The sequence below is a fragment of the Nitrobacter sp. genome (assembly GCF_051535215.1).
Classification (GTDB): domain Bacteria; phylum Pseudomonadota; class Alphaproteobacteria; order Rhizobiales; family Xanthobacteraceae; genus Nitrobacter.
This window is the reverse complement of the sequence record NZ_JBPPLY010000006.1, coordinates 94,703-110,535: the sequence shown is the minus strand read 5'-3', so window position 1 is coordinate 110,535 and position 15,833 is coordinate 94,703. Positions and strand designations below refer to the sequence as shown.

The following is a 15,833-nucleotide window of genomic DNA, read 5'->3' as shown; positions in this document are numbered from 1 at the left end:
CATGATGGGCAAGTTGAAGGTCGCGCTTCTCGTTCTTGTTTCATGGACCGTACCGGCATGGGCCGGCGACTGCCCGCGTCCTGGAACACTCGGTACGTCGCGCATCCTCGAGGTTGATGCCGCCAGGTATCCACGTATCGGCCTCAAGAGCTTTCCCCAGACGCTCCCGCTCGAAGACAAGGAAGTGATCCTCACTTTCGACGATGGTCCGGCGGCAACAACGCCGCGCATTCTGGCTGCGCTCGCGCGCGAATGCGTACTTGCGACGTTTTTCCAGGTCGGCAGGAATTCGCAGGCGTTGCCGGGTACGGTGAGAAAAGCTGCGGCGCTCGGCCATACGCTGGGGCACCACTCCTGGTCGCACCCGCACCTCAATGCGATGAGCTTTGAAGCCGCCAAGGACAACATCGATCGCGGCATTGCGGCGGACGAAGCCGCCCTCAACGGGAAGGCGACGACCATCCCGAGCACGCCGTTTTTTCGCTTTCCCTACTTCGAGTCCACGCCTGAACTTCTCGAAATGCTTCAAGCGAGGGGAATCGTCGTGTTCGGCGCCGATTTCTGGGCGAGCGACTGGCTGCCGATGACTCCCCAGGATGAATTGAAACTGGTTACCGGACGGCTCAAGGCTGCGCGGAAGGGCATCATCCTGTTTCACGACATTCGCGCGCAAACCGCTGCCATGCTGCCCGATTTTCTCAAATACATGCGGGTCAACGGCTACCGTGTGGTGCACGTCGTTCCGAAGAAGCCCAAAGACGCCGACAAGCATGCGAATGCCGATGACAGCCCGACCCATTCCGCCGGATCACGATGATTTTGAACCGGATCGATCAAAAATCGTGAATGATCGATTTCGATGTTCCGGGACGGGATGTGAGCGGAAAACCGCTACACGCTTTCCCTCATTCCGTTCCAGCCGCAAGTTAAGGCGGCATTCATAGCCCGGCGGGTAGTTTCGAGACCGAATTGGCGGCGCGAAGGTCTCTCGAATGACAAAGACATTGAACCGGACTTGGCTGAAGCCACAGCGTTTTTTTTGCGCCGGTCTTCTCGCCGCTGCCCTGGAACTCACGGCAGGTCCCGTCTTGGCCGGCGATTGTCCCGGCAATCCAGATGCGCTCGGAACCTCCAGGACGCTGGTCGTGGACCCCCGCGAACATCCGCGTATCGGAGGCATGCAATACCCGGAAACTTTGCCACTCAAAGATCACGAGGTGGTCCTGACCTTTGATGACGGTCCCCTGCCGCCGCACAGCCTCCAGGTGCTCGATATCCTCGCGCGGGAATGCGTGAAGGCGACCTTCTTTACCATCGGCAGCATGGCGCACGCCTATCCGCAAGACCTGCGCCGCGTGCTGGCGGCAGGTCATTCCATCGGCACCCATTCGCAAACCCATCCGCTCAGCATGAACCGGATGCCGATCGAACGGGCGCGAAAGGAAATCGATGACGGCATCGCTTCCGCGACGGCGGCATTGGGCGATCCTGCGGCTGTGGCGCCTTTCATGCGCATTCCCGGTCTGCTGCGGGCGAAGGACGTCGAGGATTACCTCGCGTCGAAAGGCATTCAGGTCTGGAGCGCCGATTTCCCGGCGGACGACTGGCGTCACATCTCGGCCGATCGCGTCTACCAGCTCGCGATCAGCCGGATCGAGGCCAAGGGCAAGGGCATCTTGCTGCTGCACGACATCCAGGCGAGGACGGTCGCCGCGCTGCCAAGGATTCTCCGCACGCTGAAGGAGCGCGGCTACCGCATCGTCCACGTAGTGCCCGCCACGCCCGATCGGCCGAAGACGCCGACATCGCCGCACGACTGGCAGACGCATCCGACGTCAGACGCGGTCGCGTCAGCGCATTGGCCCAAGGTACCGCGTTTCAGCTTCGCGCACGCCGGCACGCTGCCCGCTCCCGCGGTTTCAGATTCCGACTTGCGCGATGGCAAGCTGTTTCTTTTGCCGGAGGCATTCAGCGGTTCGCGCCGTTTCGTCCGGGGCGCCGCGCCCGCGCCGGAGGAGTCGCCCTGGCCGCGCCAGTCGGAGGTGGTCGAAGGCCCCGCTACCAACACATTTCCCGTGCCGGCGCAGAATATATTTACAATCCCGGAAAAATCCGCCGCGCCGTTAAAGGCCATGGTTTCGCTGCCGCATCACGCCAAACCAACCCTCCGGGCAAGCCGTCACGTCGATGAAGATGACAACGTGCAATCGATTTCCAGCGATGCCAGTGCTGCGAAGCGCTCCATTCCTGGGAGCCTGCCGGTGCTACGACCCGGTTTTCACTAGAGCTGGAGCGTTTTCGAGCGAAGTGGATACAGGTTCGCTTGAAGCGTTGTAACCAGCTTTCCGCCTCCGACGGGATCAGAAGCAGGCCCTGCAAAGTTGTGAAAGCCCTTCATCAAGCGGCCTGCTGAAGCCTGGTTCGTCCATCAGTGCCGGTCGCGCGTAGCGCGGAGCCGGACGATTTCTTCGGCTTCCAACTGCGCCATGTCGAGCAGGTAGCCGAGAGTTTCCAGGCCGTGGCGCCGGGCAATCAATCCGAGATCGGCGACCGCTGTCGCCAGGTAGCGCACTGCCTCATCCGGCCCGCCATCGCCAGCGGGTTCGTCCGCGCCGGTGTCGGGACCACGAGACTCTACGTTCCGGTCCGGTCTCCCTCTCATCCCGGCCGCTCCTCTCATCATGACCAGCCCCATCATGCCAGAGTGAAAGCTGTATCGCGGCTTCGCCACCCTCCATGCGTTCACAACTATAAGTTGTTAATAATGAAAACACAACCAAAATGACAGGTCAGCCTTTCGGCCTTTCACACAAGTCTATTTGACTTAAGAGCGCGCTGCACCCATGTTCGCCGCGAAACAGCCGGGGCGCTCCCGATGGAGCCAGCTTCGAGTTTTCATGTAAACTATTGGAATAACATGAATATCGTCATTGTCGAGTCGCCCGCCAAGGCCAAGACGATCAACAAGTATCTCGGCGCGTCATATGAGGTATTGGCCTCGTTCGGCCACGTCCGCGACCTCCCCGCCAAGAATGGATCGGTCGATCCGGACGCCAATTTCCAGATGATCTGGGAGGTCGATCCGAAGGCCGTCAGCCGACTCAACGACATCGCCAGGTCGCTCAAGGGTGCCGACAAGCTGATCCTCGCCACCGACCCCGATCGCGAAGGAGAGGCGATCTCCTGGCATGTGCTCGAGGTGCTGAAGCAGAAACGCGCGCTGAAGGACCAGAAGATCGAGCGCGTCGTCTTCAACGCCATCACCAAGCAGGCCGTCACCGACGCGATGAAGAATCCGCGCCAGATCGACGGCGCGCTGGTCGACGCCTACATGGCGCGCCGCGCGCTCGACTATCTGGTCGGCTTCACGCTCTCCCCCGTGCTGTGGCGCAAGCTGCCCGGCGCGCGCTCGGCCGGCCGGGTGCAGTCGGTCGCCCTGCGGCTGGTCTGCGACCGCGAGCTCGAGATCGAGAAATTCGTGCCCCGCGAATACTGGTCGTTGATCGCGACGCTCGCGACGCCGCGGGGAGAAACCTTCGAAGCCCGCCTCGTCGGCGCGGACGGCAAGAAAATCCAGCGGCTCGACATCGGCAGCGGCACTGAGGCCGAGGATTTCAGGAAGGCGATCGAGGCCGCCAATTTCACCGTCTCGACCGTCGAGGCGAAACCGGCGCGCCGCAATCCGCAGGCGCCCTTCACCACCTCGACGCTGCAGCAGGAGGCGAGCCGCAAGCTCGGCTTCGCGCCCGCGCACACGATGCGAATCGCGCAACGGCTCTATGAAGGCATCGACATCGGCGGCGAGACCACCGGCCTCATTACTTACATGCGAACCGACGGCGTGCAGATCGATCCGTCGGCAATTACGCAGGCGCGCAAGGTAATCGGCGAGGACTACGGCAATGCCTACGTGCCGGACGCGCCGCGTCAGTACCAGACCAAGGCCAAGAACGCGCAGGAGGCCCATGAGGCGATCCGCCCGACCGACCTGTCGCGTCGTCCCGCGGACATGAAGCGGCGTCTCGATTCCGATCAGGCAAGACTCTATGAGCTGATCTGGACCCGCACCATCGCCAGCCAGATGGAATCGGCGGAGCTGGAGCGTACGACCGTCGACATCGCGGCCAAGGCCGGATCGCGCATGCTGGAGCTGCGCGCTAGCGGTCAGGTCATCAAGTTCGACGGCTTCCTGGCGCTGTATCAGGAAGGCCGCGACGATGAGGAAGACGACGACAGCCGCCGCCTTCCGGCCATGAGCGAAGGCGAAGCGTTGAAGCGCGAGAACCTCAGCGTCACCCAGCATTTCACGGAGCCGCCGCCGCGCTTCTCGGAAGCCTCACTGGTCAAGCGCATGGAGGAGCTCGGCATCGGCCGACCCTCCACCTATGCCTCGATCCTGCAGGTGCTCAAGGATCGCGGTTACGTCAAGCTCGAGAAGAAGCGGCTCTACGGCGAAGACAAGGGTCGCGTCGTCGTTGCGTTCCTGGAAAACTTCTTCGCGCGCTATGTCGAATACGACTTCACCGCCAACCTCGAGGAGCAGCTCGATCGCATCTCGAACAACGAGGTATCGTGGCAGCAGGTCCTGAAGGATTTCTGGGACGACTTCATCGGCGTCGTCAATGACATCAAGGATGTGCGCGTTTCCGAAGTGCTCGACGTGCTCGACAACATGCTTGGGCCGCACATCTATGCGCCGCGCGAGGACGGCGGCGATCCGCGCCAGTGCCCGACCTGCGGTACCGGAAAGCTGAACCTCAAGGCCGGAAAATTCGGCGCATTCGTCGGCTGCTCCAACTACCCGGAGTGCCGCTATACCCGGCCGCTGGCCGCCGACGGCGATGCGGGCGGCGACCGCATTCTCGGCAAGGATCCGCAGAGCGGTCTCGACGTGACGGTGAAGTCCGGCCGCTTCGGCCCCTACATCCAGCTCGGCGAGCCCAGCGATTATGCCGAGGGCGAAAAGCCCAAACGCGCGGGCCTTCCTAAAAACACCTCGCCCGCCGACATGGAACTGGACCTCGCGGTAAAGCTCCTTTCGTTGCCGCGGGAGATCGGCAAGCATCCGGAGACCGGCGAGCCGATCACCGCCGGCATCGGCCGCTTCGGTCCGTTCGTCCGGCACGAGAAAACCTACGCGAGTCTTGAAGCCGGCGACGAGGTATTCGACATCGGCCTTAACCGCGCGGTGACGCTGATCGCGGAAAAAATCGCGAAAGGGCCGAGCCGGCGCTTCGGTGCCGATCCCGGCAAGCCGCTCGGAGACCACCCGACGCTCGGCGTCGTGGCGGTCAAGAGCGGGCGATACGGCGCCTATGTGACCGCGGGCGGCGTCAACGCCACCCTTCCGAGCGACAAGACGCCGGATACCATCACCCTCCCCGAAGCCATCGCGCTGATCGACGAACGCGCAGCCAAGGGAGGCGGCAAGACCAAACGCGCGGCGAAGAAGGCCAAGCCCGCCAAGACTGAAAAGGCTGCTGATGGGGATGCCGCGGCGAGGAAGCCGGCCAAAAAGGCAGCCAAGAAGGCGGCCGCGAAACCGGCCTCCGCCAAGCCGAAGTCCGACGCGGTGAGCAAGGCGCGAGGCCCTGTCGCGGCGGCCAAACCACCCGCCACGACCGCGAAGCCGCCTGCCAAGAAGAGCGCCGGCAACGGCTAACGTGGACAAACCGCGCGACAGGCGTTTCCCGGACCGCGAGACTATCGTCGCCTTCATTCGCGCGCATCCCGGACAAGCCAACACGCGCGAGATCGCCCGCGAGTTCGGCTTGAAGAATGCGGATCGCGTCACACTGAAGAAGGTCCTGCGCGATCTCGCGGACGACGGCACGATCGTCAAGCGAGGCCGCAAGCTACGTCAGGCGGAAACGCTACCGCCGACGCTGATGGCCGATATCACCGGACGCGACAGCGACGGCGAACTGCTCGCTACGCCGACCGAGTGGGACGAGGAAGCAGGCACTCCGCCAAAAATCCGCATTCACGTCCCGCGCCGCGCGAAGCCCGGCACCGCTGCCGGCATCGGCGACCGCGCGCTGCTTCGCATTGAGGCGACGGAGCCCGACGACTCCGCGCCTTATCGCGCCCGCGTCATCAAGGTGATCGATCATACCCGCGCGCGCATCCTTGGCATCTATCGCGTCCTGCCGCAGGGCGGCGGTCGTCTCGTGCCGGTCGACAAGAAGCAGGCCGGCCGCGAATTGAACATCGCGAAGGCCGACAGCGCCGGCGCGGAAGACGGCGATCTGGTTAGTGCCGAGCTTGTGCGCACCCGCGACTTCGGTCCTGCGTCAGGCAAGGTCAAGGAACGGCTCGGATCGCTCGCGACCGAAAAAGCCATCAGCCTGATCGCGATCCACGCCCATGACATTCCACAAGTCTTTGCGCCGGCTGCCTTGCGCGAAGCGGAGGCTGCGAAGCCTGCGACCCTTCAGGGTCGCGAGGATTGGCGCGCGCTGCCGCTCGTGACCATCGATCCGCCAGATGCCAAGGATCACGACGATGCGGTTCACGCTGCGCCCGACGACGATCCGAACAACAAGGGCGGCGCTGTCGTCACCGTGGCTATCGCCGACGTCGCCTATTATGTGCGGCCTGAATCGGCGCTGGATCATGACGCGCTGAAGCGCGGCAATTCGGTCTATTTCCCCGATCGCGTGGTGCCGATGCTGCCGGAGCGCATCTCCAACGATCTCTGCTCGCTGGTGCCGGGCCAAGCGCGCGGGGCTCTCGCCGTGCGGCTGGTGATCGGTCCCGACGGCCGCAAGCGCTCGCATGCGTTTCATCGCATCCTGATGCGCTCTGCGGCGAAACTGAACTACGCGCAGGCACAGGCTGCGATCGACGACAACCCCGACGATGTCACCGGTCCCCTGCTCGCGCCGATCCTGAAGCCGCTCTATGCGGCCTACGCTCTGGTGAAGCGCGCACGCGACGAGCGCGATCCGCTCGATCTCGAATTGCCCGAGCGCAAGATTCTGCTGAAGCAAGACGGAACGGTCGACCGCGTCATCGTGCCGGAGCGGCTCGACGCGCATCGGCTGATCGAGGAATTCATGATCCTCGCCAACGTCGCCGCAGCCGAGACGCTGGAGAAGAAAGACCTGCCGCTGATCTATCGCGTTCATGACGAGCCGACGGTGGAGAAGGTTCACAACCTCCGCGAATTCTTGAGGACGCTGGACATATCGTTTGCCAAGAGCGGCGCGCTGAGACCCGAATTGTTCAACCGCGTGCTCGATCACGTCAAAGGCCACGACTCCGAGTCGCTGGTGAACGAGGTCGTGCTTCGCTCGCAGGCGCAGGCCGAATATTCGGCCGAGAACTACGGCCACTTCGGCCTCAATCTGCGCCGCTACGCCCATTTCACCTCCCCGATCAGGCGATACGCAGACCTGATCGTGCACCGCGCCCTGATCCGGGCGCTCGGCCTTGGCGACGGCGCCTTGCCCGCGACCGAGACCGCCGAGACGTTGGCGGAGGTCGCCGCCCAGATTTCGGTCACCGAGCGCCGCGCCATGAAGGCGGAACGCGAGACTGCCGACCGCCTGATCGCGCATTTCCTCGCCGACCGCATCGGAAATATCTTCGAGGGCCGGATTTCGGGCGTGACCCGCGCGGGGCTGTTCGTGAAACTGACCGACACCGGCGCCGACGGGCTGATTCCGATCAGGACCCTGGGCACGGAATATTTCAACTATGACGAGACCCGCCATGCACTGGTCGGCTCGCGTAGCGGTTCCATGCACAAGCTGGGTGACGTGGTGGAGGTTCGTCTGGTAGAAGCGGCACCCTTGGCAGGTGCTTTACGTTTCGAGCTCCTATCGGGCAGGAATTCCGGGTCACATGACCGCACCCCCCGCCAGCGCGAGGGACGAAACAGGAAGGAGACGCGCGGGCCGCAGGGAGCGCGGCGTCTCAAAGTCCGTTCGAAAGCCCATCCGGGCCGCAAACCGCGCAAGACGTCACGCAAGCCGGGCAAGAGCAAGGCTGGCAAACCGAAGAAGGGCAAATCATGACGACAACTCGGCCCGATCCCGCGACCACCAAAGTCTGGACCCGCGAATCCGCGATTGGCGAGAAGCGCAACGCCTGGGCCGCGGTGAGACGCGGCCTTTTCTGCCGCTGCCCGAGATGCGGCGAAGGCAAGCTCTTTCGTTCCTTTCTGAAAACCGCCGACAAGTGTTCCGAATGCGGACTGGATTTTACGCCGCACCGCGCCGACGATCTTCCGGCCTACCTCGTCATCGTCGTCGTCGGCCACATCGTGGTCCCGCTGGCCCTCATGATCGAGAAAGAATTCTCGCCGCCACTCATGCTGCAGTGGGCGATTTATCTGCCGATGACGCTGTTCATGGCGCTATGGCTGATTCAACCGATCAAGGGTGCTGTGGTCGGTCTCCAGTGGGCCCTCCGCATGCACGGTTTTGACGAGAATTTCGTCGACGACCACGTCTGAATCCGGCGGTTCAGCCGGATCATCGAGTCGTCCGTAGCGACATGCAAGAGACCGCGGAGCAGCCTGCGCAACAGGCGAGTGGTCCGATTCTGACATTCGTATCCCTTTTCTCCATGGATTTTGCGAATGTCAGATCAAAAGGACCACTAGCAAATATAGGTTTCTAGTGGAGTTCTGGATTTGACGTTCGCATCACGAACCGGCGGCGAGTTGGCTAGCGAACGTGAAATCCACGCCACGAGCCATCACTCCTATCGCCGGCCGAAAGATGCCGCCACGCTGATCCTGATCGACCGCAGCGCGGCCGCGCCAAGGGTGCTGCTCGGCAAGCGCCACGACAACGTGGTCTTCATGCCGGGCAAGTTCGTCTTTCCCGGCGGCAGCGTCGAAAAGACCGACCACAGGGTGCCTGTCGCCGCGCCGATCCCGAAAGAACTCGAAGCCAACCTGCTCAAGGGCAGTCCAAAGATTCAATCGTCGCGCGCCCGCTCGCTCGCAGTCGCCGCGATCCGCGAGGTTTGCGAGGAAACCGGACTTTGCCTCGGACGCAAGACCGAGAAACCCGTCGCGAAACTGACCGGGGCGTGGCAACACTTCGGCAATGCCGGATTGCTGCCGGACCCCTCAGGCCTTTACCTGATCGCGCGCGCCATCACCCCGCCCGGTTGCGTACGCCGTTTCGATACCCGCTTCTTCAGCGCGGATGCCTCCGCCATCGCCCATCGCGTCGAGGGCCTGGTCCACGCCGACGCTGAACTGGTCGAACTTGTCTGGGTGGAGATGGATGCAAAACCTCTCGCCGGCCTTCATTCGGTGACCCGGAGCGTACTCGACGAACTCCAAAAGCGTCTTGCCGCCGGGCCGCTGCGACACGATGCCGACGTGCCGTTCTTCCATTTCTGCGGCGGCAGAATGCAAAGGGATATTTTGCCGGGCACGGCTTGAATCACCAATTCCGCGATGCCGGCGCAGCGCGCGACCGCTCCTTGCGGCAGCCGGCCGAGAAAATGGCCATTTTGCGGGAAACACCGATTTGAAGCCCTCGACAGCCTCGAAATCCTTGACTTTGGGCGTTTCACGGCTAGTTTGCCGGCCAACGCGGGCCTGACGCTGGGCCGGCTTTCCAGATTCCTGACATCGAAGGATTGCACATGGCCAAGGCGGTCACCATCAAGGTCAAGCTGGTTTCCAGCGCCGACACCGGCTTCTACTACGTCGCCAAGAAGAACTCGCGCACCATGACCGACAAGATGGTCAAGAAAAAGTATGATCCGGTGGCGCGCAAGCACGTCGAATTCCGCGAGGCGAAGATCAAGTAACGGCGCTTCGTCAGCGGTGAATCAGGACGGGGCCTTGGGCCCCGTTTTATTTTGCGAGAACCTGCGGCAGTGTCAGGCCGCCTCCGCGACGACGCGGTTTCGCCCATCGTGCTTGGCGCGATAGAGCGCGATGTCGGCGCGCTTGAGAACGTCGGCGACAGGTTCGCCCTTGCGCTCCAGAATCGACAGGCCGATCGAGATCGTCACCTCGATCCGCTTCGCACCGTTGTGGATAGCGAACGGTTCACCGGCGATCGAACGGCGCAGCCGCTCGGCGACGATGCCCGCGACATGCAGGTCGGTTTCCGGCATCACGATCACGAACTCCTCGCCGCCATAGCGGCAGGCGAGATCGATGCCGCGGATGGATTTGCGGACCCGCACCGCGAATTCGCGCAGAACATCGTCGCCGGCATCGTGCCCATAGTTGTCGTTGATCGACTTGAAGAAGTCGATGTCGAGCATCATCAGCGCCAGCGGCTTGCCGCGCGTCGCGGCCTGCTCGGCCAGCGTGACCAGATGGCTTTCCATGTAACGACGGTTATGCAAACCGGTCAGCCCGTCAGTCACCGCCATTTCGATCGAGTTCTGCACATTGTCGCGCAGGTGATCGGTATAACGGCGGCGGCGTATCTGCGTGCGGGCGCGCGCCAGCAACTCGTTCTTGTCGATCGGCCGCAGCAGATAATCGTTCACGCCGATCTCGAGACCTCGAAGCAATCGCGCATTGCTGTTGGCGTCGGCGATGGCAAGGATCGGAACGTGCCGCGTGCGTTCCAGCGACCGTGCCTGGCTGCACAACCGCAAGCCGTCGAAATTTTCCAGTCCGAGCGACACGATGAGAAGATCGTAATTGTTCTCGGCGGCGTGAAACAGCGCCTCGGACGGATCGGTTTCGACATCGACGGTATGTTCGGCGCTCAACACCGCCGCCAGCCGCTCGTACGACGAGGCGCGGTCGTCCACCAGCAGAATGCGGCCGCCCTTCCCGGCATCGGCAACCGCGTCGCGTTCCGGCGCCTGCATTCCGATCTCGAGCGACGTCGCGGCGCGCAGGCGCAGTTCGTCGGTCATCATTTTCAGGCGCGTCAGCGAACGCACCCGCGCGATCAGCACCGCATCCGGAGCAGGCTTGGTCAGGAAGTCGTCCGCGCCAGCCTCGAGGCCCCGCACGCGATCGGACGGGCTGTCCAGCGCCGTTATCATCACCACGGGAACGAAATGGGTCGCCGGGCTGGTCTTCAGCCGGCGGCAGACCTCAAAGCCGTCCATGTCCGGCATCATCACGTCGAGCAGGACGATATCGCACCTGGCGCGCGCGCAGATTTCAAGCGCCTGCGCGCCGCTGGAGGCGGTCACGACGTCGAAGTATTCCGCCGACAAGCGTGCTTCCAGAAGTTTGACGTTGGCGGGAATATCGTCGACGACCAAAACACGCGCGGACACCGCTGTCTCCTCAACCCACGAACCGTCGAACGGTCTCGATAAACTTGCCGACCGAAATCGGCTTGGACAAATAGGCTTCGCAACCACCCTCGCGGATGCGCTCTTCGTCGCCCTTCATCGCAAAGGCCGTCACCGCCACCACGGGAATCGAACGCAGTTCGGGATCGTCCTTGATCCAGCGCGTGACATCGAGGCCGGAGACCTGTGGCAACTGAATATCCATGAGAACGAGGTCGGGGCGAAGCCTGCGAACCAGATCGAGCGCCTCGAAGCCGTTGCTGGTCCCAGACGTCTGGTAACCGTGAGCCTCCAACAGATCGCGGAAGAGCTTCATGTTGAGCTCGTTGTCTTCCACGATCAGGACCGTCTTGGCCACCCTGACCTCCAGTCGATACACTCACCCACCTTGGTGAGCGAAACATGCACAAGCATCGCAAAACTTGTCCGCAAACTGGATTTAGATTTGCACTAGAATTCGCTCCAAAGCCGTTAAGGCGAATGCCCGTCTTTTTGCGAGCGGATTAGCACTTGCTTGAACACGTTTCCCGGACTCGGGCATGATGGTCCCAAAGTAGAAGCGATATATTACGGAAAGGCAAACACCCGCGATGACAAAGCGTGTGCATAATCCGCGCGAAGTAGCTGAAATCGTGGCGATTCAGGCGCTTTCTTTTATCGCGGATGACGGTGAACGACTTGGCCGGTTCCTGTCGGAAACCGGGATCGGCCCGGAAACCCTGCGTGCTTCCGCCTCCGATCCTCACTTTCTTACCGGCGTGCTCGATTTCGTGCTGCGGGATGATGCCACCGTCAGCGCTTTTTCAGAATCCTCCGGACATCATCCGACCACCATCGCCGCAGCCAGGATGGCGCTCGGCGATTCTCTCGCGGGACGCGAGACCCCGTGACCGAGGCGCCGCCGGACGGTCCGTTATGCTTCTGCCGGGATTGTTTCGGCGATCTCGACTTTTCGGCGATCCGCTGCAGCGCATGCGGCTCTCCTCGGCTCGTGCGCCACCGTCAACTGCCGGCCCTAGCGCTCGCCCATATCGACTGTGACGCATTCTATGCCACCGTCGAAAAACACGACAATCCTGCGCTGGCGGACAAACCCGTCATCATTGGCGGCGGCAAGCGCGGCGTGGTGTTGACGGCCTGCTACATCGCTCGGACGTATGGCGTGCGTTCCGCGATGCCGATGTTCAAGGCGCTCGCGCTCTGTCCCCCGGCCGTCGTCATTCCGCCTGACATGGCGAAATATATCCGGATCGGCCGCGAAGTACGTCACGCCATGCAGGCGCTGACGCCGCTGGTGGAGCCGCTGTCGATCGACGAAGCCTTCCTCGACCTTCGCGGCACCCGGCGCGTCCACGGCATGATTCCAGCCAAGGTGCTCGCAATGTTTGCGGGCGAGGTCGAACGCAGCATCGGCATCACGGTGTCGATCGGACTGTCCTGCAACAAGTTCCTCGCCAAGATCGCCTCGGACCTCGACAAGCCGCGGGGATTCGCGGTGGTGGACCAGGACGAAGCGCGCATCATGCTCGCGGACAAACCGGTCGGATTCATTTTCGGCGTCGGCCCGGCCACCCAGGAACGATTGTCGCAGCGCGGCTTTCGAACCATCGGCGATCTGCAGCGTGCCGACGAGATCGACATGATGAAGAAATTTCCGACCGAGGGCCGCCGGTTGTGGCGGCTGGCGCGCGGCATGGACGACCGGCGGGTGATCGCGGACCGCGGCGCCAGGACCATCTCCAGCGAGACGACGTTCGAAACCGATATCCGCGACTTCGCCACGCTCGAACGAATCCTCTGGCGGCTGTCGGAGAAAGTATCATCGCGGCTCAAGACAAGCGAGCTGGCGGGATCGACGATCACGCTGAAGCTCAAGACATCCGACTTCCGGCCACGGACCCGTTCGCAATCGGTCTCCATTCCGACTCAACTCGCGTCGAAGATATTCGCAACCTGCCGCGAAATGCTGGCGAAGGAAATCGACGGCACCGCGTTCCGCCTGATGGGAGCGGGCGTCAGCGCGCTGCGGCCGGGGTCGCGGGCCGATGACACCGATATGCTGGATCGCCGCTCGGCTCATGCTGAGCGGGCTATGGACGATCTGCGCAGAAAGTACGGAAGCGCTGCCGTCATCCGGGGCATAGCCTACGACGGTCCCGAGAAACCGCGTCAATAAAGGCAGGCAGACGGCTCACCCGATTTACCTTTTTGTGTACGTTACTTGCAGGGTTTGGCTTTCCTGACATCGCTGACGTCGAATTTGCCCAAGGTGCCGGAAATCACGAAGTCGTTGTAGTCGAGCACCAGCGCCCGCGACACGCCGTCTTCGAACAGTTCGAACGACATCGTATAGACCGGCGTTTGTTCGCCGCTGTGGGTCTTGGCGTCGCGATCGTAGTAGCTGACGGTGACGGGCCACCGGGTCAGTTTCTTCATGTGATCGTTGGTGGTGGACGGATCGGACGTCGATCCGGGTTTATCGCCGTGAATCGGTTTACCGATGACCGAGAGCGTGTTGTAGACTTTCTCGCCGTTGTCGGAGCCGTCATACACGGTCAACTCGAGCAGGGACTTGCCCTCCTTCGCGGCCGCAATGATGCGCTGAATCTGTTCGGTCGGAAACACGACCTTGCCGTCGACCGTGAACGTCTTGGCCACCGGTTGCGTCAGCTTCACGGTAATCTTGTCGCCGGTCCGTTCGGCGAGACCGTCAACCTCGCTCTGATCGCTGTCATTCATGCGGGTCACGATCTTGAACCGGTAGCTCTTGCCCTCCGCATCCTCCCAACTCGTGGATTGCAGGTCGCTGAGTGTGCTTCGCCCTTCCCCGCCATCCATTTCCGAGACCTGCCTGAAATCGGATGTGTACCCCTCACAGGCATTTCCGGAGAACTTGTACAGGATTCGCCCGCGCGCGCTGTCCAGCGACGTGCCGCCGCGCGACTTCAGAAGGCTCAGATCGTACAGCGCCTGATGGGGCAGAAACGAAGTCCCGGCTGCGGCGTGGGCTGGCTTTCCAAGTAGCGGCGAAAACGCTGCTGCCACGACCAACGTCAGAGCCCCGGGCCAAAAACCGAAGGTAAAGCAATCGAAGCGGGCGCGCATATCACCTCTCGATGTGGCCGAATCCAAGCATTATCGCTGCCCTATTGCGTCGCAACTAGGGCGGCGCGGCAGCACACTGCGATTTGATGGCCGACTTGACCATCGATCAAACCTTGCTCGGCATTTCCGCAAACCGGTCTCGCTCCGCCATCACTTGCATGTGACATGACGATGCGAGATAGAACCACTGAGCCGAGTTTTCAGGCAAAACAACCATCAGCGGGGGCCGAAATGGCAGGAACGATCGAGCAGAAGTTGGCGGCGCAAGGCGTTACGCTGCATGAACCAGCGTCGCCCGTGGCGAATTACGTCGGATTCGTCCGTACCGGCAATCTGCTGTTCGTATCCGGACAGCTCTGCTTCGGTCCGGAGGGCGAACTGATCGCCAAGGGCAAGCTCGGCGGCGGAGTCACCGTCGAACAGGGCAGCGCTGCGGCCCGCGGCTGCGCACTCAACCTGCTGGCGCAGGTCAAGGCTGCGCTGGGTGATCTCGACAAGGTGGTCCGCGTCGTCAGGCTGGGCGGCTTTATCAACTCCGCTCCCGATTTCCTTGACGCGCCCAAGGTGATGAACGGCGCATCCGATCTGATGGTTGAGGCGTTTGGCGACAAAGGCCGCCATTCCCGTTCGACCGTCGGCGTTGCATCCCTTCCCGCCGATGCGGCGGTCGAAGTGGAAGGTCTGTTCGAAGTTGCCTGACGCCGATGCGCGCACCTGACTGGTTGACGGCACGCCCGGTCGCCCACCGCGGCCTGCATGAGGAGGCCCGTGGCATCGTCGAGAACATGCCGGCGGCGGCCCGAGCGGCTATGGCCGGAAACTTCAGCATCGAACTCGATATCCAACTCACCGCCGATGGCGAGGCGATGGTTCATCACGACGACGAACTGGGCCGCCTGACCGAAGGTTCAGGAGCCCTGCGAACCAAAACCGCCGCCGAACTGAAACAGGTTGCCTTCAAGAACACGTCCGAGAGAATGATGTCGCTCGCGGACCTCTGCGCGCTGGTTGCCGGCCGCGTGCCGCTGGTGATCGAGGTCAAAAGCCATTTCGATGGGGATCGCCGGCTGGTGCGGCGGATGGCCGAGGTGCTGTCGTCATATGAGGGACCCGCTGCGGGCATGTCGTTCGACCCGGATCAGGTGCTGGCTCTGCGCGAACTGATGCCGGCGCGCCCGCGCGGCATCGTGGCCGAGCGGACCTATACCGCGGCCGAATGGCCCGGTACGACGCCTGATCAGCGCGCAGGCATGACCTATCTGCGTCACGCCTTCCGCACCCGGCCGCATTTTGTCGCTTACTGGGTGAATGAACTTCCGGCGTTAGCCCCATGGGTTGCAAGAAACATTTTTGGATGCTCCCTGCTGACATGGACGGTGCGAACCGCGGAACAGCGCATCCGCGCCGAAAAATATGCCGACCAGATGATTTTCGAGGGCTTCCATCCGGAGGTCTAATCTCCACTCCCTTGACGGCCCCGGCGC

15 protein-coding genes are annotated in these 15,833 nt (G+C 62.5%); 11 read left to right on the top strand and 4 right to left on the bottom strand.

Features of this window, described 5'->3' with window-relative positions:
- Nucleotides 1-4 precede the first annotated feature (4 nt).
- On the top strand, nucleotides 5-817 hold the full coding sequence (locus tag ACS3WB_RS08735; protein ID WP_438275240.1) for a polysaccharide deacetylase family protein: 813 nt from the start codon (nucleotides 5-7) through the stop codon (nucleotides 815-817).
- Nucleotides 818-992: 175 nt separating this feature from the next.
- On the top strand, nucleotides 993-2,285 hold the full coding sequence (locus ACS3WB_RS08730) for a polysaccharide deacetylase family protein (protein WP_438275169.1): 1,293 nt from the start codon (nucleotides 993-995) through the stop codon (nucleotides 2,283-2,285).
- Nucleotides 2,286-2,428: 143 nt separating this feature from the next.
- On the opposite strand, the gene ACS3WB_RS08725 is transcribed toward ACS3WB_RS08730, so the two are convergent.
- Complete coding sequence (locus tag ACS3WB_RS08725) at nucleotides 2,429-2,662, bottom strand: hypothetical protein (RefSeq protein ID WP_292620103.1); 234 nt, start codon at nucleotides 2,660-2,662, stop codon at nucleotides 2,429-2,431.
- Nucleotides 2,663-2,917: 255 nt separating this feature from the next.
- Here ACS3WB_RS08725 and topA point away from each other — a divergent pair, with 255 nt between their 5' ends.
- The 5 genes from topA to rpmG all read left to right on the top strand — a co-directional run bounded on the left by topA (nucleotide 2,918) and on the right by rpmG (nucleotide 9,780).
- Nucleotides 2,918-5,662: a type I DNA topoisomerase gene (gene topA, locus ACS3WB_RS08720; RefSeq protein WP_438275168.1), complete on the top strand. Its 2,745-nt coding sequence runs from the start codon at nucleotides 2,918-2,920 to the stop codon at nucleotides 5,660-5,662.
- Nucleotides 5,592-8,021, top strand: coding sequence for a ribonuclease R (gene rnr / locus ACS3WB_RS08715; protein ID WP_438275239.1), 2,430 nt, complete (start codon nucleotides 5,592-5,594; stop codon nucleotides 8,019-8,021). The genes topA and rnr overlap by 71 nt, the downstream gene beginning before the upstream one ends.
- Entirely contained in the window at nucleotides 8,018-8,461 is a 444-nt protein-coding gene (locus ACS3WB_RS08710; RefSeq protein ID WP_438275167.1) for a DUF983 domain-containing protein, read from the top strand. The genes rnr and ACS3WB_RS08710 overlap by 4 nt, the downstream gene beginning before the upstream one ends.
- Nucleotides 8,462-8,671: 210 nt before the next feature.
- Nucleotides 8,672-9,406, top strand: a complete 735-nt coding sequence (locus ACS3WB_RS08705; protein WP_438275238.1) for an NUDIX hydrolase — start codon at nucleotides 8,672-8,674, stop codon at nucleotides 9,404-9,406.
- Between the two features lie 206 nt (nucleotides 9,407-9,612).
- The gene (rpmG, locus tag ACS3WB_RS08700; RefSeq protein ID WP_006611239.1) at nucleotides 9,613-9,780 is read left to right on the top strand and encodes a 50S ribosomal protein L33; all 168 of its coding nucleotides are present in this window, start codon (nucleotides 9,613-9,615) and stop codon (nucleotides 9,778-9,780) included.
- Between the two features lie 72 nt (nucleotides 9,781-9,852).
- Here the strand turns inward: rpmG and ACS3WB_RS08695 are convergent, their stop codons facing one another.
- Together ACS3WB_RS08695 and ACS3WB_RS08690 are read right to left on the bottom strand one after the other, a co-directional pair.
- Nucleotides 9,853-11,226 carry a PleD family two-component system response regulator gene (locus tag ACS3WB_RS08695; RefSeq protein WP_438275166.1) on the bottom strand — a complete coding sequence of 458 codons (1,374 nt, stop codon included), beginning with the start codon at nucleotides 11,224-11,226 and terminating at the stop codon, nucleotides 9,853-9,855.
- Between the two features lie 10 nt (nucleotides 11,227-11,236).
- The gene (locus ACS3WB_RS08690) at nucleotides 11,237-11,602 is read right to left on the bottom strand and encodes a response regulator (RefSeq protein WP_438275165.1); all 366 of its coding nucleotides are present in this window, start codon (nucleotides 11,600-11,602) and stop codon (nucleotides 11,237-11,239) included.
- 232 nt (nucleotides 11,603-11,834) lie between these two features.
- On the opposite strand from ACS3WB_RS08690, the gene ACS3WB_RS08685 reads away from it, so the two are divergent.
- Together ACS3WB_RS08685 and ACS3WB_RS08680 are read left to right on the top strand one after the other, a co-directional pair.
- Nucleotides 11,835-12,134, top strand: coding sequence for a DUF3572 domain-containing protein (locus ACS3WB_RS08685; protein WP_438275164.1), 300 nt, complete (start codon nucleotides 11,835-11,837; stop codon nucleotides 12,132-12,134).
- On the top strand, nucleotides 12,131-13,420 hold the full coding sequence (locus tag ACS3WB_RS08680; RefSeq protein ID WP_438275163.1) for a DNA polymerase IV: 1,290 nt from the start codon (nucleotides 12,131-12,133) through the stop codon (nucleotides 13,418-13,420). The genes ACS3WB_RS08685 and ACS3WB_RS08680 overlap by 4 nt, the downstream gene beginning before the upstream one ends.
- 41 nt (nucleotides 13,421-13,461) lie before the next feature.
- Here the strand turns inward: ACS3WB_RS08680 and ACS3WB_RS08675 are convergent, their stop codons facing one another.
- The gene (locus tag ACS3WB_RS08675) at nucleotides 13,462-14,349 is read right to left on the bottom strand and encodes a cell envelope integrity EipB family protein (protein ID WP_438275162.1); all 888 of its coding nucleotides are present in this window, start codon (nucleotides 14,347-14,349) and stop codon (nucleotides 13,462-13,464) included.
- Between the two features lie 231 nt (nucleotides 14,350-14,580).
- On the opposite strand from ACS3WB_RS08675, the gene ACS3WB_RS08670 reads away from it, so the two are divergent.
- A complete protein-coding gene (locus ACS3WB_RS08670) occupies nucleotides 14,581-15,048 on the top strand; it encodes a RidA family protein (RefSeq protein ID WP_438275161.1) in 468 nt (155 codons plus the stop codon).
- 5 nt (nucleotides 15,049-15,053) lie between these two features.
- Nucleotides 15,054-15,806 carry a glycerophosphodiester phosphodiesterase family protein gene (locus ACS3WB_RS08665; RefSeq protein WP_438275160.1) on the top strand — a complete coding sequence of 251 codons (753 nt, stop codon included), beginning with the start codon at nucleotides 15,054-15,056 and terminating at the stop codon, nucleotides 15,804-15,806.
- Nucleotides 15,807-15,833: the final 27 nt, after the last annotated feature.